Genomic DNA, 24,636 nt, shown 5'->3' on the forward strand with positions numbered 1-24,636 from the left:
TCCTGCGCGATCTGCACGGTTTGCAGCGGCGTTTGCAGCGTGTACACCCGGTAGCGGTTGCCGTGCGCCTCGACGTCTGAAAACCCCAGCACCGCGCGCGGCGGCAGGGCCGAGCGGGTGGAACGAAATATCTGCGTGCCGTCCTGCCCCCAGATCTGCACATACAGGTCATAGGCGGAATCATCCTCATCCTGAGCCTGCGGCAGGCCCAGCGGAATGCCGCTGCGCAGTGAACGCGCCATTTGCTGCAGATGGTCGTCAAACATCGCGTCGACCTGCCGCAGCGCGCCCCGGTAAGCCGTGACGGCCTGCAGCACGGCCGCCAGCAAAATGGCCACCAGTACAAACCAGAGGAGCCTCTTGCGCAAAGAGTGGGTGCTGCTCATTCCCTGGGCACCACGTAGCCCAGGCCGCGCACGGTCTGGATCAATTCGCTGCCGAGTTTTTTGCGAACGCCGTGGATATAGACCTCGACCGCGTTGCTGCTGATGTCGTCCTTCCAGCTGTAGAGCTTTTCTTCCAGCTGCGTGCGCGACAGCACCGCGCCAGGGCGGGCCAGCAGCGGCTCCAGCACGGCCCATTCGCGCGCCGACAGCGACACCTGCTGGCCCTGCACCGTGGCCTCGCGGGTGGCCGGGTTCAGGCGCACGCCCTTGTGTTCAAACACCGGCTCGCCCCGGCCGGCGCTGCGCCGCAGCAGGGCGCGAATGCGCGCCAGCAACTCGTCAATGTCATAGGGCTTGACCACATAGTCATCGGCGCCGGCATCCAGCCCGGCAATGCGGTCGCCGACCGCGTCGCGCGCCGTGGCGACCAGCACAGGAACGGCAGCGCGCCGGGCCCGCAGCGCGCGCAGCACGTCCAGGCCGTCGCGCTTGGGCAGGCCCAGGTCGAGTAGCACCAGGTCGTACGTCTCGGTTTTAAGGGCCGCATCGGCCATGACGCCGTCGCGCACCCAGTCCACGGCGTAGTGCTCGGCACGCAGCACTTGCAGCACGGCTTCGCCAATCATGGCGTCGTCTTCAACCAGCAGTAAGCGCATCGGTGAGTCCTTGAGAAGTGGCACAGTCTGGCGTGTGTAGCTTAGACGGGACTTAAAACGCTTGCTTGTGGCGCTGGCGCACAGGTGTCCAGATGTCCAGATTTGTAGCTGAGACAGCGTTTTAGTCGATGCCCGAACCCTCATGGCATGCACATCGTGACAACAACTAAACCCCGCGCGCGGGTTCACCCGCATCGCAACGATCAGGACGGTCATGTGATTGATCGGAGCCTATAAAGAGCAGCGGCCAGTAAACGTGCGGTTCTACCGCGCTGCAGGCCCCAAACCCGCCAGCCCTCAGCGGATGACGCGCTCAGACTGCACCGTCGTCGCGGGGATTTGCATGAACTCGAACAAGGTCTCTGTCACCTGCTGGGTCCGGGATGGGCTGGCGTTGCCCTGGTAGACCGTGTGGCGCAGCAACTCCGAGAGGTTGAGCGAGAGGCCCACATAGGCGTTGCGGGTCGGCGGCGCCAGCGCGCCGGGGCCGGCATCGAAGTTGCGCGCGCCGTAGCCGACGTTGATTTCAAGGTACTTGAGCAGCGGGTGCCGCTTGAGCGCCGGCACGCCGCTGGCCTTGAGCACCAGAAGGTAGCGCTGGCTGGAATAGTCGCCAAACGGATCGAACTGGCGCCCGCCTGACGGCGAGCTGTATTGAAGCCGCAGGTCGACCAGCGCGTCCAGTTCGGGGTTGCGCTCCAGCACATAGGCCAGCGCACCGCCGGCCAGATTGGCCAGGGCATCTTCTTTGGAAAAGCGCCATTTCCGCGAGAAGCCGTCGATCAGCTCGACCCCCATCAAGGTGCCGACCGAGGTCCAAAGGCCCAGCTTCAGGGCGGTGCTGGAGTCGTGTCCCGCCCACTCGAAGGCCTGCGTCAGCAGCCGGCTGCCAGAGTAGGCAAACATGGCATGGCCAAGCTTGTCGGCGCCGCCATAGCGCGTGTCCTGGCCAAACCAGCCTTCGCGGGCGGTCTTGAAGCCGCCGCCGAAACCGTCTTTCCACCACTTGGCGCGCCCGTAGGCCAGCGTTCCACCGATCGTGGCGGTCATCAGTGCTGCCGTGCGAAGGCGCGTGGTCCTTTCGCTGACCGCTGGTGCGCGTGCAAGTGGCGTGGCGGCAGGTGCCTCGTCCGCAGGCGTTCGCGGCGCATCGACAGCTTCTGTTGTTTCGGCGATATCGGCGTCGCCCGGCGCAGCAGCCCCCAGGTCATCCTGCTGCGCCATCGCAAGCTGCGTGGCGAAGATCAGGGGCAGTGCCAGCGCAGCAACAGGCTGCAGCCTTCGTGTTGTCCAGGGGGTGTCTGTGCGCATGGACAAGAGCCTAGGCGCGCCTCCTGTGCCTGGAATTGATCTGGCGCAATTTGCGGTTTGAATGGCCCACGATCATGGCAACAAGCCAAAGCGTATGCCGATAAAGCCTTTGCAAAAGACCAAATCGTTACATCAATTTGATTGATGAAAATCGAGTTCGACGTTTTTAAAAACGAGAGGAACATTCATCAGCGAAGTCTGCAGTTTGAGCGTGTTGCCGACTTTGATTTCAACACCGCCATCGTGCAGCAGGATATACGGCTACATGTGCTGTGCTTCACGCCGATTGATGGCGGTATCCGCGTGATCAGTTTTCGCAAGGCCAACCCTCGGGAGATCAGAAGTTATGAACAAGCGCCCCCCACTCATTGATAAAAACGGTGAAGTCCGTGAACTGACGGCCGAAGACATGCGGCTGTTCAAGCCCGCCCACGAAGTGTTGCCGCCTGCGCTGCAAAAGACGCTGGGCATGCGTGTGCGCGGGCCGCAAAAGGCGCTACCCAAGGTCTCCACCACTATTCGCCTGTCGCCCGAGGTGGTCGAAGCTTTCCGGGCGGGGACGGCTGGCAAACGCGCATTGATGCGGCGCTCAAGGACTGGCTGCGGACGCACTCGCCGGTGTGAAGCTTGTGCCCTTGTCAATGCGGTGGCTGGGTTGCTTTCTTGATTGTGAAATTGGCGACGGACCACAATTTTTCAAAAATTGCCTGGACAGTCAGGCGATTTCGCCTCAAAATACACACATTAAAGTGTGTACAAAGGAGGACTTTCATGTCAGCAACGATCAGCCGTGTCTTTATGAATGGCAACAGCCAGGCGGTTCGGATTCCCCAGGAATTCAGGCTGGACACCAGCCGGGTGGAAATTTTCCGCAACGCCGATGGCGACCTGGTGCTGCACCCCGTGCCCGCCGACCGGGGTGCTGCCTTGCTTGATGCCCTGAAGGGCTTCGACGATGAATTTGTCGCCCTGCTGGAAGCCGGGCGGCGCGAGCAGCTTCCCATGCAGGAACGGGAGTCGCTGTGAAGTACATGCTTGACACCAATATCCTGATTTACCTCATCAAGAATAAGCCGCCCATCGTTGCCGAGCGCGTGAATGCGATCGGCAACGGCGCCGAGTTATGCATGTCGTTTTTCACATTTGCCGAGTTGCTGATGGGCGCCGAGCGCAGCACCAGAAAAGCCGATGTGCTGCGCCGCCTGGACGCGCTGACCCGCGTGGTGCCGGTGCGCTACGGCGTGAACCGTGCCATTTGCGAGCACTATGCCGTGCAGTTCACGCGGCTGAGGGCAGCGGGCACGCCGATTGGCGCGAATGATTTATGGATTGCCAGCCACGCCCTGGCCGATGACTGCACGCTGGTGACGAACAACACGCGTGAATTCGAGCGCGTGGCGGGCTTGCGGCTGGAAAACTGGGCGCAGGGTTCGGGGCTGTAGCCCTTGAGGGCCTAGCTACCCCAGCCGCACCCGGTGCCGCGCAATCTGCGCCCGCACCTGCGCGGGCGCCGTGCCGCCCAGGATGTTGCGGGCGTTCAGCGAGCCGCGCAGGCTCAGCACGTCGTACACATCTTTTTCAATGCTGGGGCTGAACTGCTGCAGCACTTCGAGCGGCAGCTCCGACAGGTCGACGTTGTGTGAAATCGCGGCCTTGACGGCGTGCGCCACGGTTTCGTGGGCGTCGCGAAAGGGCAGGCCTTTCTTGGTCATGTAGTCGGCCAGGTCGGTGGCGGTGGCGTAGCCCTTGAGGGCGGCGCGTTCCATGGCTTCGGGCTTGACGGTGATGCCGCCCACCATTTCGGCAAAAATGCGCAGCGTGTCTTTGAGCGTGTCCACGGTGTCAAACAGCGGCTCCTTGTCTTCCTGGTTGTCCTTGTTGTAGGCCAGCGGCTGGCCTTTCATCAGGGTGATCAGGCCCATCAGGTGGCCGACGACGCGGCCAGTCTTGCCGCGTGCCAGTTCTGGCACGTCGGGGTTTTTCTTTTGCGGCATGATCGACGAGCCGGTGCAAAAGCGGTCGGCGATGTCGATGAAGCCAAAGCTCTGGCTCATCCACAGCACCAGTTCCTCGCTCAGGCGGCTGATGTGCACCATGGCCAGCGACGCGGCAGCGGTGAACTCAATCGCAAAGTCGCGGTCGCTCACCGCGTCCAGGCTGTTCTGGCAGACCTGCGGCTGGCCTTGCGCGTCGACCATGCCCAGCGTGCGGGCCACGCGCTCGCGGTCCAGCGGGTAGCTGGTGCCGGCCAGCGCGGCGGCGCCCAGCGGCAGGCGGTTGACGCGCTTGCGCACGTCCTGCATGCGCTCGGCGTCGCGGGCAAACATTTCCACGTAGGCCAGCATGTGGTGGCCAAAGCTCACGGGCTGGGCTACCTGCAGGTGGGTAAAGCCCGGCAGAATCACGTCGACGTTTTTCTCGGCAATGTCGACCAGCGCGGTCTGGAATTCGGCGAGCAGGGCGCTGATCAGGTCAATCTCGCCGCGCAGCCAGAGCCGCACATCGGTGGCGACCTGGTCGTTTCTGGAGCGGCCGGTGTGCAGGCGCTTGCCGGCGTCGCCCACGATTTGTGTCAGGCGCGCCTCGATGTTCAGGTGCACGTCTTCCAGGTCCAGCTTCCATTCAAATGCGCCGGATTCGATATCGGCGGTGATTTGCGCCATGCCGCGCTGGATGGAGGCATAGTCGGCGGGGGCAATGATTTGTTGCGCGGCCAGCATTTCTGCGTGGGCCAGGGAGCCGGCGATGTCGGCCTGCCACAGGCGTTTGTCAAAAAACACGCTGGCCGTGTAGCGCTTGACCAGGTCGCTCATGGGCTCTGAAAACAGGGCAGACCAGGCTTGGGATTTCTTGTCGAATTGATTCACTGTGGGCTTTCTTTGGGGGCGCAGGCGGCTCGGGTCGCGCGCGGGGTGGACAAGTTTGCGGCGGGGATGCGGCTTGCCGGTGTTTCAACCGATGGTGCAAAGGCCATGAGCGGTGCAATACTCGAACACTTTATTTTATCTGCGCGCCGTGCGGCCCTTCAACCCACGGACCCGCCTGCCCTGAAGGCTGAAACGAGTCCAATGCCCTGCGCCCCACCGATGAAACCGATGACTTCCCTGCGTTTTGAAGATTCCACGCTGCATGGCAGCCTGCTCCCGGAGGGCGGGGAGACGGCGCCGCACCTTGTGGCGCGCGCGCGCATGTTTGACGCCTGCCATGTCGGGGTGGTGCTGCGGGTGGTGCTGTTTGTGGAGGCGGTCGTGGGCGTGGCGGCCCTGTTTGCGACTGGTCAGGTCGCCGAGTGGCTGCTGCGATTTTCTTTGCTGACAGGGGGTGTGTTGCCCGCCACGTTGGGCTGGCTGATCGTGGTTTGCCTCCTCAAGGCGCCGCTCAACCGGCTGGCGCCCGCGCTTCAGTGGCTTGCGGGCATGGCGCTGGGTGCTGTCGTCGGGCTATATGGTTGCGGCCTGCTGGCCCTGATGGGGCTGCTGAATTCGTTGTCCTGGGGGGGCAGCGCCGCATCGGGTGCGCTGCTGTCGTCAGTGGTGATGGCGGGGCTGGTCTGGCGCGCCAAGGCCAGCACCCCGGCGGCCACGGCAGCCCGCCTGGCCGAACTGCAGTCGCGCATCCGTCCGCATTTCCTGTTCAACACGCTCAACAGCGCCATTGCGCTGGTGCGCGCCGAGCCGGCCAAGGCCGAGGCGGTGCTGGAGGATTTGAGCGAGCTGTTTCGCCATGCGCTGGCCGACCCGGCCGAGTCCGTCACCTTGGGCCAGGAAGTCGCGCTGGCGCAGCGTTACCTGGCGATCGAGAAAATCCGCTTTGGCGACCGCTTGCAGGTGCAGTGGAGCCTGGACCCGCTGGCCGACCCTGCACGGCTGCCGCCGCTGCTGCTGCAGCCGCTGGTTGAAAACGCGGTGATGCACGGCGTGGAGCCCAGCGCCAGTGGCGCGCAGATCAAAATTTCCACGCACAGGCGCGGCAGCACGGTGGTGATCAAGGTCAGCAATTCATCACCCGCTGGCGTGGGCACGCGCGGCCACGGGCTGGCGCTGGCCAATGTGCGTGAGCGCCTGATGCTCATGCATGATGTGCAGTCACAGTTCAAAACCGTGTTTAAAAATGGCGTGTTTCATGTCAGGTTGGAGGTTCCCGTATGAGTTTGAGCTTGAACGTGCTGGTGGTGGACGACGAGGCGCTGGCCCGGTCGCGGCTGCGCACCCTGCTGGGCGACTGCACGGCGCCCACGGCGCTGGTGGCGGGCGAAGCGGCCGATGCAGTGCAGGCCATGGCGGCGCTGAAGCGCGGCCCTTTTGACGTGGTGTTGCTGGACATCCGTATGCCCGGGCCGGACGGCATGGCGCTGGCCCAGCGGATTGCCGCCTTGCCCCGCCCGCCAGCCGTGGTGTTTGTGACGGCCCATGCCGAACATGCCGTGCAGGCCTTCGAGCTTGAAGCGCTGGACTACCTGACCAAGCCGGTGCGGCTGGAACGCTTGCAGCAGGCGCTACAAAAAGTAGAGCGAATGGTGCAGTCGGAACGGGGGCTAATGCCCGATTTAACGGGTGAAATGCTGGTCATCCAGGACCGGGGCCGGACCGAGCGGGTGCCGCTGGCAGAGGTGCTGTACTTCAAGGCCGAGCTGAAATACATCACCGTGCGCACGGCCAGGCGCAGCTACATTCTGGATGGCTCGCTGAACGAGCTGGAAACGCGGCATGCGGCCCGGTTCATGCGCATTCACCGCAACGCGCTGATTGCGCGGCAGGCCGTGCGGGCGCTTGAAAAGCACTTCGACCCCGAGGAAGGCGAAGGCTGGGCGGTACGGCTCAGCGGTATTGACGAGCTGCTGTCGGTGTCGCGCCGCCAAGTCAGCGCGGTGCGGGAAGCCATGGTCGGCTGAAGCAAAGACTCATTACGAGCTGCCTGAATCTGGCCCAATACCGTACACGGACCATGAACCGCCCCCCGATTCGTCATCGCGAACGAAGTGCGGCGATCCATCGTCGAAAAGGCGCAGTCATGGATTGCCGCACTTCGTTCGCAATGACAGAGATAGATTTCGCCAGCTGATGGAAAGGAAAAAGATGACTGAAACTATTGCGCCAGAGGCAACTGTGGCCGACCCTGAAGCGGTGATGCTGTCCGACCCGGCTCGGGTGATGCTGCATATGCCGGTGGACATCCGCAGCGTGTCGCTGGCCGTGCTGGCCATGCTGGCCAGCATTTTTGTGCTGCACTGGGCCAAGGAGGTATTTATTCCCGTGATGCTGAGCGTGTTGTTCAGCTACGCGCTGTCGCCGGTCGTCAACTGGATGGAGTTCAGGCGCGTGCCGCGCTGGCTGGGCGCAGCGGTTCTGATGGTCGCCATTTGCGGCTCCATCGGAGCCACCGCCTATTTTCTCAGCAACCAGGCCGCGCAGCTGGTCAATGCGCTGCCGGCGGCGGCGCAAAAAGTCAGGCAGGCCATGAAGGAGCGGAGCGGAAAATCGGATGGGGCGCTGGAAACCGTGCAAAAGGCCGCCTCCCAGATCGAGCAGGCCGCGCAGGAAAGCGGGGGCGGCACCATCACCAGCCGGGGCGCGATGCGGGTGGTGGTCGAGTCGTCGCGGTTCAACATCAAGGACTACCTGTGGTCGGGCACCATGGGCCTGCTGGCCCTGATCGGCCAAAGCACGGTGGTGGTTTTTCTGACCTATTTCCTGATGCTCTCGGGCGACACCTTTCGCCGCAAGCTGATCAAGCTGGCTGGCCCCACCCTGAGCAAGAAAAAAATCACGCTGCAGGCGCTCAATGAAATCACCGTCCAGATTCAGCGTTACCTGCAGGTGCAGCTGCTGACCAGCGCGCTGGTGGGCGTGTTGACGGGGCTGGCCTTTTTTGCCATCGGGCTGGAGAACGCGGCCGTGTGGGGCATTGCCGCTGCGGTGCTCAATCTTGTGCCTTACATAGGCTCACTGGCCACGGCGGCGGCTTCGGTGCTGGTCGGGTTTTTGCAGTTTGGCTCGCTTAACATGGCTCTGGTGGTGGGCGGCGCTTCGCTATTGATTCACACCCTGGTCGGCAACCTGCTCACGCCCTGGCTGACCAGCCGCGCCGCCCGCATGAGCCCGGTGGCGGTGTTTGTCGGCCTGCTGGCATGGGGCTGGCTGTGGGGCGTGTGGGGCTTGCTGCTGGGCATACCGATCCTGATGATGATCAAGTCGGTGTGTGACCGGGTGGATGACCTCAAACCGATTGGCGAGTTTTTGGGGGCGTAGGCGCGTTGCCCTGCAGCCGCAGCACGGCTTGCTGCGGCAAACTCGCCAGTTCCACCCATTCGCCCCAGCCTGGCCACTGGTCGGCTTTTAGCGCCGGGTCGGCCGCAGCTTCGCGTTGCCAGTGCACGGTGATGTCATGGCCCTGCAGCTTCAGGCGAATTTCCACGGCGGGCCAATGCGCCGGCAGGCGCGGCGACAGCGACAGGCGGCCGGGCTGCACCGCCAGGCCCAGCAGCGTTTCAAGCGCTGCGCGGTACAGCCACGCGGCCGAACCGGTGTACCAGCTCCAGCCGCCCCGGCCGACATAGGGCGGCGCGCTGTAGACGTCGCCTGCCATCACGTAAGGCTCCAGTTCATAGGCTGGACCTTGCCCGGCATTCGCGCTGCGGTGGGCGGGGCTCAGTGCTTCAAAGCTGCGCCACGCGCCTTCGGTGTCGCCGCTCAGGGCCTGGGCCATCAGCGCCCAGACGCCGGCGTGGGAATACTGCCCGCCGTTTTCGCGCACGCCGGGCGGATAGGCCTGGATGTAGCCGGGGTTGTTGGCCGAATGCTGGAAGGGCGGATCGAGCAGGCGCAGCAAGCCGGCTTTTTCATCGATCAGCTGGTTGTTCAGGGCCAGCATGGCCGACTTGGTGAACGCGGGCGTTGAGGCGCCCGACAGCACCGACCAGGCCTGGGCAATCAGGTCAATGCGGCCTTCGCTGCAAACGTCCGACCCCAGGGGATCACCGTTGTCGAAAAAGGCGCGGCGGAACCAGGCGCCGTCCCAGCCGGCGTCATGCAGCGCGGCCACCCAGCCCTTGCGTGCTTCCAGCCAGCGCCCGGCGCGTGCATCGTCGCCGCGCATTCGGGCCAGGGGCTCAAAGCCTTCGACCACCGTGCACAGGAACCAGCCCAGCCAGACCGATTCGCCGCGCCCTTCATGGCCGACGCGGTTCATGCCGTCGTTCCAGTCGCCAGTGCCCATCAGCGGCAGGCCGTGCGCACCTACTGCCAGGCTGCGGTCTATGGTGCGGGCGCAGTGCTCGTACACGCTGGCCGACTGTTTGCTGGCTTGGGGGGTGTAGTAGGCGTCCTCGGCGCCATCGGGAATCGGCGGGCCGTCGATAAAGGCGACCGCCTCATCCAGCAGCCCCACATCGCCCGTGGCCGCCAGGTAGTGGCTGCAGGCGTAAGGCAGCCAGAGCAGGTCGTCCGAGAAATGCGTGCGCACGCCTTCGCCGCCGGGCGCATGCCACCAGTGCTGCACATCGCCTTCGGGAAACTGGCGCGAGGCGTTCAGCACGATTTGCGCGCGCAGCCGCGCCGGATCGGCCAGCGCCAGCGCCATGGCGTCTTGCAGCTGGTCCCGAAAGCCTGAAGCGCCGCCCGCCTGGTAGAAGCCGGCCTTGGACCAGAGACGGCACACGACGGTCTGGTAGAGCAGCCAGTGGTTCACCAGGGCGTCGAATTTGGCGTCGGGCGTGGTGACCTGCACTTTGCCCAGCAGCCCGGACCAGCCGGCTTTCACGTCGGCCAGCGCCTGGCGGGTGTCGCGCTGCGTCCATTCCTCGGCCATTTGCGCTGCGGCAGCCGGATTTTGGGCATGACCGAGCATGAAGCTAAAGGCCAGTTCTTCATGGCCGGCCACGGTGAATTCGGCGCCCAGGGCGGCGCAAGGGTCAAACCCGCTGCCGCTTCGGCCGGCCAGGGTGGCGGGCAGGCCCATGCGCCCGAGCGTGTCAAAAAATTCACCCCGGTCGCAGGTCCATGAAGTCTGGGCCGGGGCAGGGCACATGGCCAGAAACGCTGTTCGGGCCCCATAGCCGTCCCGGGTTTCCTGCTGCTGGGCAAACACGGCGGCATGGGCTGGCGCTTTCCAGGTCTGCAGTGTGCGCCGCCGGCCGCGGACGTCGCCCATTTGCCACTCCACCAGGGCCACGGCCCGCAAGCGCCTGCGCCCGCCGCCGTCTGTCCGCAGTTGCACCTGGACTACCTTGACGGCCTCGTGCATGGCGGCAAAAAACGTTGTTTCCACCTGCAGTCCGCCCAGCATGCCCTGGAACACCGTGTAGCCCTGGCCGTGGCGCACACGCCAGCGGCTGCTGGCCGGCGCCAGCACGGAGGGCGTCAGCGGGTAAATTTCGCCGCTGTCCAGGTCCTGCAGCAGCCAGTGTTCAAAGGCCGGGTCGCGCACCGGGTCGTTGGACCACGGGGTGAGCTGGTGCATGCGGCTGTTTTCTGCCCAGGTCAGGCCGCTGCCGGTTTCTGATACCTGAAAGCCGAATTCCGGATTGGCGATCACGTTGACCCAGGGCCGCGCCGGCGACTGGCCGCCCTGCAGGTCAAACCAGAATTCGCCGCTGTCCGGATCAAACGCGCCGGCAGGCGCCGGGGCTGGCGCTGGCGCTGGTGCCATTGGCTCGGGCAGGGTGCGGTCATCGCGCATGGGCGTCCAGGCGACCGGGCTGCCTGGCTGGCGCGGCCAGGCTTCGCTGCGCAAGGCGGCTACCTGCACTTCCAGCGGCCGGCCGTCGGCCGTGAGCACGACCCGCGCCAGCCCGGTCAGCGCGGCCTTCTCGGCGGCAGAGGTTTCCTGGTCGCGCAGCAGGTGAAAGCTGGACGTCCGCTCGGCATTCTGCTGGTGGGGAAAGCTGTACTGCACGGCCTGCATCAGCCGGTCGCGCAGCGCCAGAATGTCGCGCTGCAAGGGCATCAGGTAGGAGTTGGGTTCGCTGTTGATGACCACCATGTCCAGCGCCAGGCCGCCAAACGCCCACCAGGGCTGGGCGCGCAGCAAGGCATTGACCAGCGGCAGGCCGCTGTGCGCCTGGATGCGCACCAGCACGATCGGCTTGTCACCCGAAATGCCAAAGCGCCACAGCTGGCGCTGGTCCAGCGGTCCGGGCCTGGCGGCCGGCCGGGGGGTGCTGTACATCAGGGCGGTGGTCAGGTCTTGCAGCGCCAGGTGTTCTTCGGGGGTCAGCGCCAGGTCGCGCAGCCTCACCTGCGCCAGGGTGGCGGCCATGCGGGTGGCGCGCTCGATGTGCATGGGCTGCAAATACTTGTCGATGCGGGCGGCCAGTTCTTCTTCGGTTTGCGCGGCCGCTGTGGCAAAGCTCAGCCGGGCCATGGCACCGGGTGCCAGCCGCAGCGTGAGCCGCAGGCTGGCCACCGGGTCAAGGCCGTTGACCGGGTTGCCGTGCGCGTCTATCGGCTGGGCCTGCAATGCCGGCCGGTTGGCGGGCTGGTTGCGCCCGGCAAACAACCGGCGGTCCGCCAGGCAGTCCACTGACAGCAGTTCGGCATCCACCTCGGCCAGGAAGTGCGCCACCGCCATGTGCGGGTCGCCATGCAGGCGCGGCTTGCGCTTGAGCAGCAGGGCGCGCCACTGCGGCTCCCAGCGTGTCTGCACGAACAGGTTGGAAAAGGCCGGATGCGCTTCGTCGGCGCGGGGGTCGGCCAGCACGGCTTCAAAACACGACACCAGCTCAAGCAGCTGCTCGGTCTGGCCGGTGTTGTGCAGCACCACGGTGCGCAGTTCGGTATCGTCCTCGGGGCTGACCAGCACGGTGATGGTTGCGCTCAGGGTGTCGCCCTGCGCGTCGAACTGGACCCGGTCCGCCATGAAATGGGCGTTGTAACGCCAGCCCGACAGGGGCGCTGGCGCGGCGGTCAGGGAGCCGAACTGGCTTTGTCCGCTCTGGCGCAGGTAAAAGAACGTGCCGTAGCCGTCGCGCAGCACGTCGTCGCGCCAGCGCGTGATGTGGCTGCCTTGCCAGCGGCTGACGCCCGCACCGCTGGCGCGCAGGGCAACGTTGTAACGCCCGTTGGACAGCAAGTGCGTGGGTTTCCAGCCGGCCAGGGCCGGGTTGACGTCGCGCGACTGGAACACCGGCTCGCTTTGGCGGCCGTTGGGCTCGGGCGGCAGGCGCGGGTTGGCGCTTTTAATGATCTGGCGGGGCGTGCGTTCATGCAGCAGGGCTTCATGCGCGGCCACCTGGGGTTCGGCGCAAAACCAGCGCCGGGGCGCGTCATGGCACAGCACGTTGCACAGCGCCACCAGCGACATGCCCTGGTGGTGCGCCATGAAGGCCTGGACGGTGCTGAAGGCCTGCTGTTCGCGCTGGCGCGATACCGTGAAGTCCAGCGCTTCAAACATGCCCAGCTCGCCGCGCGCGCCCAGCCGTTCCAGGCGCATCAGGTTGGCCACGGCTGCCGCGGGCTCGAACAAGGTGGCCAGCAAGGTCGCGTAGGGCGCGACGACCCGGTCGGTCACGGGCGTGCGCCGCAGCGCCAGGCGCGGCACGCCAAAGGGCGAATACTGGTAGGCCAGCGAATGGTCTTGCGCAAAATAGGCGGATTCGGAAATGCCCCAGGGCACATGCTGCTGGGCCCCGAAGGCGCGCTGTGCCGCGATGGCCGAGCGTGCCATGGTGTGCAGCAAGCCATGGGCGGGCTCATGCATCAGCAGGGAGGGCATCAGGTATTCAAACATGGAGCCTGACCACGATTTGAGTCCCGGTGCGCCGTCAACTGACAGGAAAGGCCGGCCCAGCGCGCTCCAGTGGCGCTTGGGCACATCGCCCTTGGCAATGGCCAGAAAGCTGGTCAGCCGCGACTCGGAGGCCAGCAGGTCGTAGTAACTGGCGTCCAGCGCCTTGTCATCGACGTTCAGGCCGATATGAAACAGATGCCGCTTGCGGTCATACAGGCCGCTGAAGTTCATGGCGCCATACAGGGCGCGGCAGCGTTCGGCAAGGCGCCGCAGGTCGGCCTGCGCTGGTGGATCATCGGGGCAGGTTTTCTTCAGCTTGGTGCAGGCCTGCGCCACGGCCAGCAGCAAGCCGGCCAGGTTGCCGCTGTCCACCGACGAGACATAGGCCGGCAGCATGACCTCCAGCGTGCGGGTGTCGTACCAGTTGAGCAGATGGCCGTCATGCTTGGACAGCTTTTCGATGCTGTCCAGCGACGCCTGCAGGCGAGCGATGACTTCGGCGGTCGTGATCCAGCCGAATTCGCGGGCGCAGCAGACGGACAGCAGGTACAGCCCGATGTTGGTGGGCGAGGTGCGGTGGGCCAGCGTGGGGTCGGGCACCAGTTGCAGGTTGTCGGGCGGCAGGTGGTTGTCCTCGGGGCCCACGCAGCGCTCAAAAAAGCGCCAGGTGTCGCGCGCCAGCGCTTGCAGGTAACGCTGGTCCATGTGGCTTAGCCCGGGGGTATTGCTGGCGCGGGGCAGGCTGGCCCACCAGGCCGCCACAGGCGATGCGGCCCAGAGCAGGAACAGGGCGATGGCTGCCCCGGGATGGGCCGCCCACGGGGCCGCCATGGCCAGTGCGGCGCACAGCAGCGAGGCCGGCGCATGTTGACGCACAAACACGGTGAGTTCGCGGCGCGACGCGGCCTGGGCCTGGGCCGCCGTGGTCCATTCCAGCAGCAGGCGGCGGCTCACGGCCATGCGCCAGACAGAGCGCACGGCGGCGTCGAGCAGCATCAGGGACTGCGCCGGTATCTGGCTGAACAGCCAGGCCGCGCTGCCCAGGGTGCCCAGCAACTCGCCGCGGCCCACCTGCAAAAAGTGACGCTTGGAAATACCGCGGCGCGTGGGCACCAGGCCGGCAAGCACGCCCAGCAGCGGCCCGGCCAGCAGCGCGGCAAGGGCCGCCAGCAGCGCTGTGCCCAGTTGCAGCGCACCGGTAAACAACACCCAGACCAGCAGCGCGAAAGTGGCAGGCACCACGAGCGAGCGGCGCAGGTTGTCGGCCATCTTCCACAGGCCCAATGCGTCGATGCCGAAGCGCCTGGGATGGCGCATCAGGGGCAGCAGCTGCCAGTCGCCGCGCGTCCAGCGGTGGTTGCGTGAAGCTGCCACGCCGGCATGGTGCGGCGTGTCTTCGACCAGCGGCACATCGCTGACAAAGCCGCAGCGCGCAATGTTGCCTTCCAGCAGGTCGTGGCTGAGCACGGCTTCGGGGGGCAGGCGGCCATCCAGCACGGCATGCATGGCCTTCACATGCAGCAGTCCCTTGCCGCTGAAGCTGCCGGTGCCAAACAGGTCCTGGTAGACATCGGAGACGCCGCTATGGTAGGGGTCAATGCCGCATTGTCCCGCAAACAGCCGGTGGTAGGGGGTGTTTTGCGCCAGGTCGGGCAGGGGCGTTACCACGCGCGGCTGAAGGATGCCGTAGCCGCTGACGACGCGGCGCAAGGCGGTGTCCACCTCTGGTGCGTTCAGCGGGTGGGCGGCAATGGCAACCAGCTCACGCAGCGCGCCGGGTGGCAGGCCGGTGTCGCTGTCCAGCGTCACCACATAGCGGATGCCCGGGGCCAGCTGCAAGGGTTCGGCCAGCGGCGTGAAGCCTTCCATGCTGCCGGTGGCCAGCAGGCGCAGCAATTGCTCCAGCTTGCCGCGCTTGCGTTCCCAGCCCAGCCAGCGTTGCTGGGTTTCGCACCAGCTGCGCGGTCGGTGGATCAGCAAAAAACGTGGCGGCGCACCGCTTGGGGCCGGATAACGTGCGTTGAGCGCCGCCAGTTGGGCCAGCGCATCGTGCACCAGGCCCGCATCGCCGGGCAGGGTGGCGCCGGGCGCGTCGACCCAGTCGGTGAGCAGTGCAAACTGCGCCTGGTTTTCGCGGTTGGCGAGCCAGTGAAATTCAAGTTGCCGCGCCAGTTCGCGGGCAGACCTTTCGGACGTCAAGAGCGTCGGAATCACCACCAGAACCCGGTGCTCTGGCGGGATGCCGCCCGCAAAGTTCAGGCGGGGCAACGGCTTGACTTTCATCGACTCGGCGATCAGGCGGTGCACAAAAGCAGAAGCCGCCTCGGAGGCGGGCCAGGCCAGCAGAAAAAGAGCCACCAGCGTCTGCCACTGGTGCCAGTCGCCATGGCCTGCCGCCAGCAGCACGATCAGCAGCGTCGCCAGGGTGATGACGCCGATGTAAATGGCCAGGCGCCACTTGCGCCAGTTGATGCGCCGCGCGGTGCGTCTGGCCGGCAGGCCCAGCGCTGCTTCCAGTTGCGCGCGGCCGCCGCCGATCAGGTAAAAGCCTGCGGTGCGCTCGGCCGCATCTGCGCCCAAGCTGTCGGGTACGGCCCGGGCGGCCGCAACGACTGCCTGGGCCGTTTCATGTTCTGTCTTTTGGCTGTCCCGCGCCAGTTGCTCCATGGCGTGGGTGATTTGCTGGCGCGTGAGCTCGCTTTCCCTGCAAAAACTGGGCAGCTGGCCGAGCACCTGCAGGGAGCGGCTGACCGGCTCTATCAGATCGACCCAGTCGACCTGGCCGATCAGGCGCAGGGTGGTGATGATGTTGCCGACCGTGAGGTTGGATGCCACCTGCGCGCTCTGGCTCTCCAGCATCAGCGTGTGCCCGTCGGGGCAGTGCTGCTCGGTCCACAGGACCAGCGCGGGCGAGTCGCTCAGCAACTCCGTAGGCATGCGCTGCCAAAGCTGGGTCAGGTAGCTGCGCTGCAGGCCGCGCTGCTTCATCAGGGCGTAGATTGCTTCAAGATCAGCGTTGTTCAGCTGTTTTTCGCTGTCCCACACGGTATGCGCGACTTCGCGCGCGACCTTGCCCCGGGCAATGTCGTCGGCCATGCGTCGCAGGTTTTCAAGCAGCACCACGCGCAGCGTGGTCGGCAAGGCCCACAGCTCGCTCAGTCGCAGTTCGCTACAGCTTTGGTAGGCGTTCAGAAACGCGGTAAACATGTCCGGATTCAGAACGCTGTCGGAGTGGGCCACGTAAGCCCAGGCAATGCCGTAAACGCGCGGCAACCCCTGCAGCGGCGAGAGCGCCAGTTTGGGCAGGCTGGCGTAGTAGCGGTGCGGCACGCCCTCGCGGATTTGCTGCAGCTGGGCTTCAATCAGCGGAAAGTTGTCCAGCAGCCACTCGGCCGCCGGCGTGGCGTAGTGCCCGCTCAGGGAGGTAAGTGCAACGTAGTCGTAGGCCTTGCGCAGCGCGGCCAGGTTTTCTTCTACGCGCGGAAAGAAGGGCGCATGACGCCGCGACTGGGCGTCGGTTTCGATGACCTGCGCCTGCGCCAGACTGATGCCGTGGTCTTCGAATCGCTGGATACCGAACAACTCGGCGCGAATCGGGGGGTCGGCTTGTTCGGTGCTGGAAAGAAGGATTTTCCGGGCGTGAAGGCTGAGCGATGGCAGCCGGTCTAGTACATCAGCGTCCACCCGCTCAGGCCAGTGTCAACAGACCCAAGCCCAGCAACGCCAGGCTGCAGGCCGCCAAAACGGCGCCCGTGGTCACCAGACGCGGTGCCGTCACGGCGTGCAGCGTTTGCATTGCAGTGCGCAGGGTAAAAAAGTGGCCGCGCGAGCGTTGGCAGGCCGTCATGTGAGAGGCAAGGGCCATAAAGTCGCTCGCGACATGCTCGCTGCTCATTGGAAAGTGGCTTGCGGCTTCGGCATGGTGCAGGGTCATTGAAGGGTCTCCTGACAGTTGGCGCCTTCACCCTGTCGCGTGCGGCGCACTCATTGGCGTATACCCTATGTTATGACCCGAAACTCCCGGGCGGCATCAGAACCCGCTGGCCTTTTTGTAGGACAGCACCGACACTGCGCATTAGCCCGCTCAGCCCGTATTGCGCAAGCCCGCCGCAATTCCGTTGATGGAGATGTGAATCCCGGTTTGCACCCGCTGGTCGGCCTGGCCGGCGCGGTAGCGGCGCACCAGTTCGACCTGCAAATGGTGCAGCGGGTCGATGTACGGAAAACGGTGGCGTATGGAGCGCTGCAGTGCGGCATTGCCGGCGAGCCGGTTTTTTTCGCCGGTGATCAGCGCCAGCGCTTCGGCCGTGCGGTGCCACTCGGCTTCGATCGCGCTGAAAATCCTTTTGCGCAGCCGAGCGTCGCTGACCAACTCGGCATAGCGGGACGCCAGCGCCAGGTCGCTTTTGGCCATCACCATGTCCATGTTGCTTAAAAGCGTTTTGAAGAACGGCCACTGGCGGTACATTTTTTGCAGCAGCGCGAGCGCTTCCTTGCGGCTGGCGGGGCTGCCACCCTGGCCCAAAAACTGCTCGATGGCCGAGCCAAAGCCCAGCCAGCCCGGCAGCGTCAGGCGGCACTGGCCCCAGCTAAAGCCCCAGGGAATGGCGCGCAGGTCTTCGATCTTTTGCGAGGCCTTGCGCGACGCCGGGCGCGAGCCGATGTTGAGTTCTGCAATTTCGCGGATTGGCGTGGCGCTGAAAAAATACTCGGTGAAGCCGGGGGTGTCATACACCAGCGCGCGGTAGGCGGCCATGCTGGCGCGCGACAACTGGTCGGCGGCCTGCAAAAACGCCTGGGTGGCGGGCTTGGTTGGCTGCAGCAGCGTGGCTTCCAGCGTGGCCGCGACCAGGGTTTCGAGGTTGCGCCGGCCGATTTCGGGGTTGGCGTATTTGGAGCCAATGACCTCGCCCTGCTCGGTCAGGCGAATCTGGCCGCGCACCGTGCCGGGGGGTTGCGCCAAAATGGCCTCGTAGCTCGGGCCGCCCCCGCGGCCTACGGTGCCGCCCCGGCCATGGAACATTCGCAGGGTGATGTTGTGCGAAAGAGCCAGCTGGTCAAACAGTTCCACCAGCGCGATTTCAGCGCGGTACAGCTCCCAGTTGCTGGTGAAAATGCCGCCGTCCTTGTTGCTGTCCGAATACCCCAGCATGATGTCCTGTTCTGCGCCGCTGCGCTGCACCAGTTGTGCAACGCCGGGCAAGGCATAGAACGCCCGCATGATGGGCGCGGCATTGCGCAGGTCTTCAATGGTTTCAAACAGCGGAACGACGATCAGGTCGCAACGGGATCCGATCTTGTCCTGCACATCTTCGAGCAGCCCGTGCATCAGGCCGACTTCCTTTTGCAGCAGCAGCACTTCCAGCAAATCGCTCACGGTTTCGGTGTGGCTGATGATGTAGTGGCGAATCGCTTCCTTGCCAAAGCGCGCGCGCGCGGTGCGGGCCGCCTCGAAAATGGCCAGCTCGCTTTGGGCGTGCGCTGAATAGGTGGTGCCCACCACGCGCAAGGGCCGGGCGTCGTTCAGCAGCTGCATCAGCAGTGCGCGTTTGGCGGCTTCGTCCAGGCTGGCGTAGGCGGGCTCGACCCGGGCCACGGCCAGCAGTTCGGCCACCACTTCTTCGTGCTTGTCGGAACTCTGGCGCAGGTCCACCGTAGCCAGGTGAAAGCCAAACACTTCCACGGCACGAATCAGCGGGTGCAGGCGCTCGGCGATCAGCGCTTGCCCGTGGTGGCTGCGCAGCGACGTTTCAATGGTGCGCAGGTCGGCCAGGAAGTCTTCGGCCAGCGCGTAGGCATTTTGCGGCGCCACGGCATGGCGTGCCGCTTCGCCGCCGGTCAGCGTCTTGAGGGTGGCGGCCAGCCGGGCATAGACCCCGGTCAGGGCGCGGCGGTAGGGTTCGTCCTTGCGGTGTTCGCTGGTGTCGGGCGAGCTCTCGGCCAGCAGGCGCATTTCGGGGCTGAAGTCCACCAGCATGGCCGACAGCGACAGCTCGCCGCCCAGAAAGTGCACTTCGGTCAGGTAGTGGCGAAGCGCGACATCGGCCTGCCGGCCCAGCGCGTAATTCAGCGTGTCTGCATTGACGTTGGGATTGCCGTCGCGGTCGCCGCCTATCCACTGGCCCATGCGCAAAAAGCTGTGGACCGGGTGGTCGCCCAGCTCGCGTTCCAGGTTGGCGTAGAGCTTGGGAATCTCGCGCAAAAAGGTTGCTTCGTAGTAGCTCAGTGCGTTTTCGATCTCGTCGGCCACCGTGAGCTTGGAAAAGCGCAGTAGCCGCGTTTGCCACAGCTGCATCACGCGGGCGCGTAACTGGGCTTCGTTGGCGGCCAGCGCGCGCGGCGTCAGCGCGTCCTTGGTCACCGGCACGGCTTGCGCCAGCGCTTTGGTTTCATCGCGCCCCGTAAGCAGCTGGGCAATGGCGCGTTCGGCGTCCAGAATGCTTTTGCGCTGCACTTCGGTCGGGTGGGCGGTGAGCACCGGCGAGACAAAGCTGTGGGCCAGCGTGCTGGCGATGGTCTTGGGCGCAATGCCGGCCCAACGCAGGCGGGCCAGCGCCACTTCAATGCTGCCTTCCTGGGTGTCGCCAGCGCGCTCGTGGATGGTCCGGCGGCGGATATGGTGCCGGTCTTCGGCCAGGTTGGCCAGGTGGCTGAAGTAGGTGAATGCGCGGATCACGCTGACGGTCTGGTCACCGCTCAGGCCTTTGAGCAGTTTTTTAAGCGCCTTGTCGGCGGCCTGGTCGGCGTCGCGCCGGAAGGCCACCGACAGCTTGCGCACCTGCTCGATCAGCTCGTAGGCGGCCACGCCTTCCTGCTCGCGAATCACATCGCCCAGTATGCGGCCCAGCAGCCGGATGTCTTCCACCAGCGGGCGTTCGTTGTCTCTGGACCGGGTGGGCGCCTTGTTGTCAGCGATTTTGGCGCTGCCGGTTGTGCTTTTCCTGATTTTTTGTGGGTGTGCCGAAGTGACCATCTTTGCCTTATGTATCTGAAGCTCGCATGCTAGCATTCACTTCCCCTTAAAAATACCAACAGGTTACGCGTGTCCACAGAGTTTGAAACCGTCAGGAATGTTGTGAAAAAAGTTGTGATCGCCACCCGGGAAAGTCGTCTGGCGATGTGGCAGGCCGAGCATGTCAAGGCGCTGCTGGAGGATCGTCTGGGCTGGCAGGTCGAACTGCTGGGCATGACGACGCTGGGCGACCAGATCCTGGACCGTCCCCTGAGCAAGGTGGGCGGCAAGGGCCTGTTCATCAAGGAGCTGGAAGTGGCGCTCAGCGAAGGCCGGGCCGATCTGGCGGTGCATTCGCTGAAAGACGTGCCGATGGACCTGCCCGAAGGCTTTGCGCTGGCCTGCGTGCTGGAGCGGGAAGACCCCCGCGATGCCTTTGTGTCCAACCAGTTCGCGTCGCTGGCCGAATTGCCGCTGGGCGCGGTGGTGGGCACCTCCAGCCTGCGCCGGCTGGTGCTGCTCAAGGCCATGCGGCCCGATCTGGACATTCAACCGCTGCGCGGCAACCTCGACACGCGCTTGCGCAAGCTCGACGAAGGCCAGTACGCCGCCGTTGTACTGGCCGCCGCGGGGCTCAAGCGGCTGGGCCTGGCGTCGCGCATTCGCAGCGCGTTTGCCCCCTGTGACATGCTGCCGGCCGCCGGGCAGGGCGCCTTGGGAATTGAAGTGCGCGCCGATCGCGCCGATCTGGTGCAGGCGCTGGCCACACTAGCCCATCAGCCGACCTGGCTGGCCGTGACCGCCGAGCGCACGGTGTCGCGCGCCATGGGCGGAAGCTGCTCCATGCCGCTGGCCGCCTTTGTGACGGCCGGCCCCGGGCATGCCTTGCAGCTGGATGCTGCCTGGGGCGACCCGGTGGGTGTAGCGACCACTGACGGTGCCGCCTTGCCGACGCCTTTGGTGCAGGTGCAACAAAGCGCTGAGGTGCGCAGTTTTGACGAGGCCGAGGCCTTGGGCGAAGCGGTGGCGGCGCAGCTTCGCGCCGGTGGCGCAGTCTGGGCCAGCAACGCACCGGCAGCCTGATGCCGGACGCTGGCGTGAAAGCGCTCCGTGTGCTGGTAACACGGCCGGCCCGCGACGCCCGGCACTGGGTGCAGCAGTTGCAGCAAAGCGGTGTGGCGGCCGAGGCTTTGCCCCTGATTGAAATTGCGCCCGCCAGCGGCGCCGCCAGTGCGCAGGCCCTGGCCGAGGCCTGGCAGACGCTGGAGCGCTACGACGTTTGCATGTTTGTCAGCAGTAATGCGGTGGACTATTTTTTCAAGTCAAATAAGGCCTTGCCCCAGTATTTACAGGGACAAGATGCTATTGAAAAAGTAGCAAACAACCTGCCTGGAACGGTCCCGCAAGGCCTGCGCTTCATGGCGCCCGGCCCGGGCACCGTGGCTGCGCTGATCGCGGCGGGCGTTCCCGCTAGCCAGATTGACGCACCGGCCGCCGACGCACAGCAGTTTGACTCCGAAGCGCTGTGGGACGTGGTGGGCCGGCGCGACTGGCAGGGCCGGCGGGTGCTGGTGGTACGCGGACAAAACTCAGGAGCCCAAAGCGGTGCGCCCTCGTCTGGACGTGACTGGATCGCCCGGCAGTGGGCCTCCGCCGGGGCCCAGGTCGACTTTGTGGGCGTCTACCAGCGCCGCGCGCCGCAGCTGACAGACGCGCAGATTCAGCGTGCCAGGGCGGCCAGCAGCGATGGGTCTATCTGGTTGTTTAGCAGCTCTGAGGCGGTCGCCAACCTGGTCCACATGCCCGAAATGGCGGGAACGGCGTGGAGCCGTGCCCGCGCCGTAGCCACCCATCCGCGCATTGCCCTGGCCGTGCGGGCGGTGGGCTGGGGTGTTGTTGTGGCGTCACGCCCGGCACTGAAGGACATCAGGGACACGCTCGCCTCGATAGAATCAAGCCATCCATGAGCGACCGCTACCCCGATCTCCCTCCTTCCGCACCCGATGCCGGGTCTGTACCCGACGGCAGTGCCGAGCGCGGACGGGTCGTGACTGCCGCACCAGCGGCGCTGCTGCCCGGCAAGTGGGCGCTGTTGTCGCTCGCCCTGGCTGCGGCCGCGCTGGCGTCCAGTGTTTTGCTATGGCAACGGCTCGGCAGCGTGCAGGAAGAACTGGCCCGCCGCAGCCTGGACGCCAGCGCGCAGTCGGTCGAGGCGCGCACCCTGGCCCGCCAGGCGCAGGAGGGCATGCTTGAGTTGTCCGGGCGGCTGGCCATGCAGGAAACCCGTATCAGCGAGGTCAGCCTGCAGCGCACCCAGCTTGAAGAACTCATGCAGAGCCTGTCGCGCTCGCGTGATGAAAACCTGGTCGTGGACATGGAGTCTGCGCTGCGGCTGGCGCAGCAGCAAGCGCAACTCACCGGCAGTGCCGAGCCCCTGATTGCTGCGCTCAAGTCTGCCGACCAGCGCCTGTCGCGGGCCGCTCAACCGCGTCTGGGTCCCCTGCAGCGCGCCATCACGCGGGATCTGGACCGCATCAAGGCCGCGACCGTCACCGATGTGCCGCTGTTGATGCTCAAACTCGACGAACTTGTCGGCCTGGTCGATGAATTGCCGGTGGCCAACGCGATGCCGGCCAGCGGCACGCTTCGCGTGGCGACCCCGCCTTCCTCGCCGGCGGCGCCCGCGTCCGCATCCGGCACATCCTGGCGGGATGTCTTTGATCAGCAGGCGCTTCAGGGCTGGTCGCAGCGCATGCTGGGCGGCCTGTGGGATGGCGCCCGCCAGTTGCTGCGCGTGAGCCGCATTGAGCAGCCCGAAGCGGCTTTGCTGGCGCCCGAGCAGTCGTTTTTCCTGCGTGAAAACCTCAAGCTCCGGCTGCTCAATGCCCGCCTGGGATTGCTGTCGCGCCAGACGGCCTCTGCGCGTGCCGATCTGCTGAGCGCCAGCGCCTGGCTGGGCAAGTACTTCGACCCCGCTTCGCGCAAAACCCAGGCGGCACGCGAGTTGCTGGCCCAGGTGCAAGGCCAGCTGAAAACCAGCGAGTTGCCACGCCTGGACGACACGCTGACGGCCCTGGCCACTGCGTCTGCAGGCCGGTAACCGGCAGAAGGGCAACAAGTCAATCATGCGCGCCGCTCTCTGGTTTTTGGCCCTGTTTGGCGTGGCCGTGGCAGTTGCCCTGTTTGCCGGCAACAATCAGGCCGTGGTGACTGTGTTCTGGCCACCGAACCGGGTTGATATCTCCTTTAATTTACTGATGCTGCTGCTGGCCGGGCTGTTCATGGTGCTGTACCTGGCGCTGCGCGCCATGTCGGCCGTGGTGTCGCTGCCGGCCGAAGCCCAGCGCTGGCGCGCCCAGCAAAAAGAACGCGCCATGTACGGCGCGGTCATGGATGCGCTGGCGCACCTGCTGGCGGGGCGCTATATCCGGGCCTCCAAGTCGGCCCAGAATGCGCTGGCGCAGGAAAAGAGCCTGGCACTGCATGCGGATGCGTCGGGCCATGAATGGGGGCATCACGACAGTCGCGCCAGCCAGCTGCGCGCGCTGGCTCACCTGCTGGTGGCCGAAAGTGCCCAGTCGCTTCAAAACCATGCCGTGCGTGCGCAGCATTTGCAGTCGGCGCTTCAGGCGTCGGAGCAGCGCAGCGCGCAGGGCGTGCGCGAAGCCGTGCAGTTTCGCGCTGCGCGCTGGGCGCTGGAGGACCGCGATGCCGGCGCCGCGCTGGAGTGGCTGGGCCAGCTGCCGCTGGGCGCGGCCAGGCGCACGCTGGCGCTGCGCATGAAGCTGCGCGCGGCCCGGCAGGCGCAGCAGACCGCGCAGGCGCTGGAGACCGCACGGCTGCTGGCCAAGCACCGCGCGTTCTCGCCGGCCGCTGCGCAAAGCCTGGTGCGCGGCCTGGCGCTGGCGCTGCTCAACGAGGCGCATGACCCGGTGCAACTGCAGCAAGCCTGGCATTCGCTGGACGGCAGCGAACGCGCCATGCCCGAGGTGGTGATCCATGCGGCATCGCGCCTCATGGCGCTGCACGGCGATGCCGAACTGGCCCGCTCCTGGCTGCTGCAGGTGTGGGACCGCATGATGCAGCCCGGCGCCAGCATGGGCGACGAGCTGAACACCAAACTGATCGCGGTGCTGGAAGCCGGACTGGACAGCCTTGATGCAAGCTGGCTGGCCCGCATCGAGATGGCGCAGCGCGGACGTCCGCGTGATGCCAACCTCCAGTACCTGGCGGGCATGGCCTGCCTGAATCGCCAGCTCTGGGGCAAAGCCCAGCAGTTGTTGTCGCAGGCCACGCTGGCTTTGCAGGACAGCGGGCTGCGCCGCAATGCCTGGCGGGCGCTTGCGCTTTTGGCTGAGCAGCGCCAGGACGGCGAAGCCGCAGCCCAAGCCTACAAGCGCGCTGCACAGGCCTGAAATTCCGGCGCAGGCGCCATGCCTGGTGGCTGGCTGGCGCAGCATTTGCGCACCGGATTAACCCGGAAAATAATTAGCCGGTTTCTGCATGCTCGCCGGTTGATGCCGTGATAGGTGAGTTCAACGCGGCCTGGCGCGGCAGGGCGGGCGTGTGCTACCCGCGTCCTGCAACCCCCGCATGACCTCGTGTG

The 24,636-nt window shown here is 65.5% G+C and carries 17 protein-coding genes and 1 pseudogene; 11 read left to right on the forward strand and 7 right to left on the reverse strand.

Going from position 1 to position 24,636, the window contains the following annotated elements:
* The 3 genes from IV091_RS11700 to IV091_RS11710 form a co-directional block, all read right to left on the reverse strand.
* A partial coding sequence (locus IV091_RS11700; protein WP_293468858.1) for a sensor histidine kinase N-terminal domain-containing protein occupies positions 1 to 368 on the reverse strand: 368 nt, incomplete at its 3' end.
* Between the two features lie 14 nt (positions 369 to 382).
* Complete coding sequence (locus IV091_RS11705; protein WP_293468860.1) at positions 383 to 1,042, reverse strand: response regulator; 660 nt, start codon at positions 1,040 to 1,042, stop codon at positions 383 to 385.
* Between the two features lie 297 nt (positions 1,043 to 1,339).
* Entirely contained in the window at positions 1,340 to 2,353 is a 1,014-nt protein-coding gene (locus tag IV091_RS11710) for a DUF2279 domain-containing protein (RefSeq protein WP_293468862.1), read from the reverse strand.
* 144 nt (positions 2,354 to 2,497) lie between these two features.
* Here IV091_RS11710 and IV091_RS11715 point away from each other — a divergent pair, with 144 nt between their 5' ends.
* The 4 genes and pseudogenes from IV091_RS11715 to IV091_RS11730 all read left to right on the forward strand — a co-directional run bounded on the left by IV091_RS11715 (position 2,498) and on the right by IV091_RS11730 (position 3,795).
* The gene (locus IV091_RS11715; protein ID WP_293468864.1) at positions 2,498 to 2,725 is read left to right on the forward strand and encodes a BrnT family toxin; all 228 of its coding nucleotides are present in this window, start codon (positions 2,498 to 2,500) and stop codon (positions 2,723 to 2,725) included.
* Positions 2,726 to 2,762: 37 nt separating this feature from the next.
* Positions 2,763 to 2,977: pseudogene (locus tag IV091_RS11720) on the forward strand (BrnA antitoxin family protein).
* Between the two features lie 147 nt (positions 2,978 to 3,124).
* On the forward strand, positions 3,125 to 3,379 hold the full coding sequence (locus IV091_RS11725; RefSeq protein WP_293468866.1) for an AbrB/MazE/SpoVT family DNA-binding domain-containing protein: 255 nt from the start codon (positions 3,125 to 3,127) through the stop codon (positions 3,377 to 3,379).
* Positions 3,380 to 3,384: 5 nt separating this feature from the next.
* The gene (locus tag IV091_RS11730; RefSeq protein ID WP_293468902.1) at positions 3,385 to 3,795 is read left to right on the forward strand and encodes a type II toxin-antitoxin system VapC family toxin; all 411 of its coding nucleotides are present in this window, start codon (positions 3,385 to 3,387) and stop codon (positions 3,793 to 3,795) included.
* 15 nt (positions 3,796 to 3,810) lie between these two features.
* Here the strand turns inward: IV091_RS11730 and argH are convergent, their stop codons facing one another.
* The gene (argH, locus tag IV091_RS11735) at positions 3,811 to 5,220 is read right to left on the reverse strand and encodes an argininosuccinate lyase (protein WP_293468868.1); all 1,410 of its coding nucleotides are present in this window, start codon (positions 5,218 to 5,220) and stop codon (positions 3,811 to 3,813) included.
* A 219-nt stretch (positions 5,221 to 5,439) separates the two neighbouring features.
* Between argH and IV091_RS11740 the strand changes: the two genes are divergently transcribed.
* The 3 genes from IV091_RS11740 (at position 5,440) to IV091_RS11750 (ending at position 8,601) form a co-directional block, all read left to right on the forward strand.
* Positions 5,440 to 6,501, forward strand: coding sequence for a histidine kinase (locus IV091_RS11740; RefSeq protein WP_293468870.1), 1,062 nt, complete (start codon positions 5,440 to 5,442; stop codon positions 6,499 to 6,501).
* Positions 6,498 to 7,244: a LytTR family DNA-binding domain-containing protein gene (locus IV091_RS11745; RefSeq protein WP_293468872.1), complete on the forward strand. Its 747-nt coding sequence runs from the start codon at positions 6,498 to 6,500 to the stop codon at positions 7,242 to 7,244. The genes IV091_RS11740 and IV091_RS11745 overlap by 4 nt, the downstream gene beginning before the upstream one ends.
* 184 nt (positions 7,245 to 7,428) lie before the next feature.
* Complete coding sequence (locus tag IV091_RS11750; RefSeq protein WP_293468874.1) at positions 7,429 to 8,601, forward strand: AI-2E family transporter; 1,173 nt, start codon at positions 7,429 to 7,431, stop codon at positions 8,599 to 8,601.
* On the opposite strand, the gene IV091_RS11755 is transcribed toward IV091_RS11750, so the two are convergent.
* From IV091_RS11755 to ppc, 3 genes are all read right to left on the reverse strand, one after another.
* Positions 8,570 to 16,762: a glucoamylase family protein gene (locus IV091_RS11755; RefSeq protein ID WP_293468876.1), complete on the reverse strand. Its 8,193-nt coding sequence runs from the start codon at positions 16,760 to 16,762 to the stop codon at positions 8,570 to 8,572. The two genes, IV091_RS11750 and IV091_RS11755, sit on opposite strands and share 32 nt — an antisense overlap.
* A 4-nt stretch (positions 16,763 to 16,766) precedes the next feature.
* Entirely contained in the window at positions 16,767 to 17,012 is a 246-nt protein-coding gene (locus IV091_RS11760; RefSeq protein WP_293468878.1) for a hypothetical protein, read from the reverse strand.
* A 150-nt stretch (positions 17,013 to 17,162) separates the two neighbouring features.
* A complete protein-coding gene (ppc, locus tag IV091_RS11765; protein WP_293468880.1) occupies positions 17,163 to 20,051 on the reverse strand; it encodes a phosphoenolpyruvate carboxylase in 2,889 nt (962 codons plus the stop codon).
* Positions 20,052 to 20,153: 102 nt separating this feature from the next.
* Here ppc and hemC point away from each other — a divergent pair, with 102 nt between their 5' ends.
* Genes hemC through IV091_RS11785 form a run of 4 tightly spaced genes read left to right on the forward strand, consistent with a single transcriptional unit; the run spans position 20,154 to position 24,445 of the window.
* Positions 20,154 to 21,113 carry a hydroxymethylbilane synthase gene (hemC, locus tag IV091_RS11770; protein WP_293468882.1) on the forward strand — a complete coding sequence of 320 codons (960 nt, stop codon included), beginning with the start codon at positions 20,154 to 20,156 and terminating at the stop codon, positions 21,111 to 21,113.
* A gap of 14 nt (positions 21,114 to 21,127) precedes the next feature.
* A complete protein-coding gene (locus IV091_RS11775) occupies positions 21,128 to 21,997 on the forward strand; it encodes a uroporphyrinogen-III synthase (RefSeq protein ID WP_366806999.1) in 870 nt (289 codons plus the stop codon).
* Positions 21,994 to 23,130 (forward strand): uroporphyrinogen-III C-methyltransferase, encoded by a 1,137-nt coding sequence (locus IV091_RS11780; protein WP_293468886.1) that lies wholly within the window; start codon positions 21,994 to 21,996, stop codon positions 23,128 to 23,130. Before IV091_RS11775 ends, IV091_RS11780 begins: the two co-directional genes overlap by 4 nt.
* Before the next feature lie 25 nt (positions 23,131 to 23,155).
* Entirely contained in the window at positions 23,156 to 24,445 is a 1,290-nt protein-coding gene (locus IV091_RS11785) for a heme biosynthesis HemY N-terminal domain-containing protein (RefSeq protein ID WP_293468888.1), read from the forward strand.
* The last annotated feature ends 191 nt before the right edge of the window (positions 24,446 to 24,636 follow it).

Source organism: Polaromonas sp. (assembly GCF_018780625.1).
Taxonomy (GTDB): Bacteria; Pseudomonadota; Gammaproteobacteria; order Burkholderiales; family Burkholderiaceae_C; genus Polaromonas.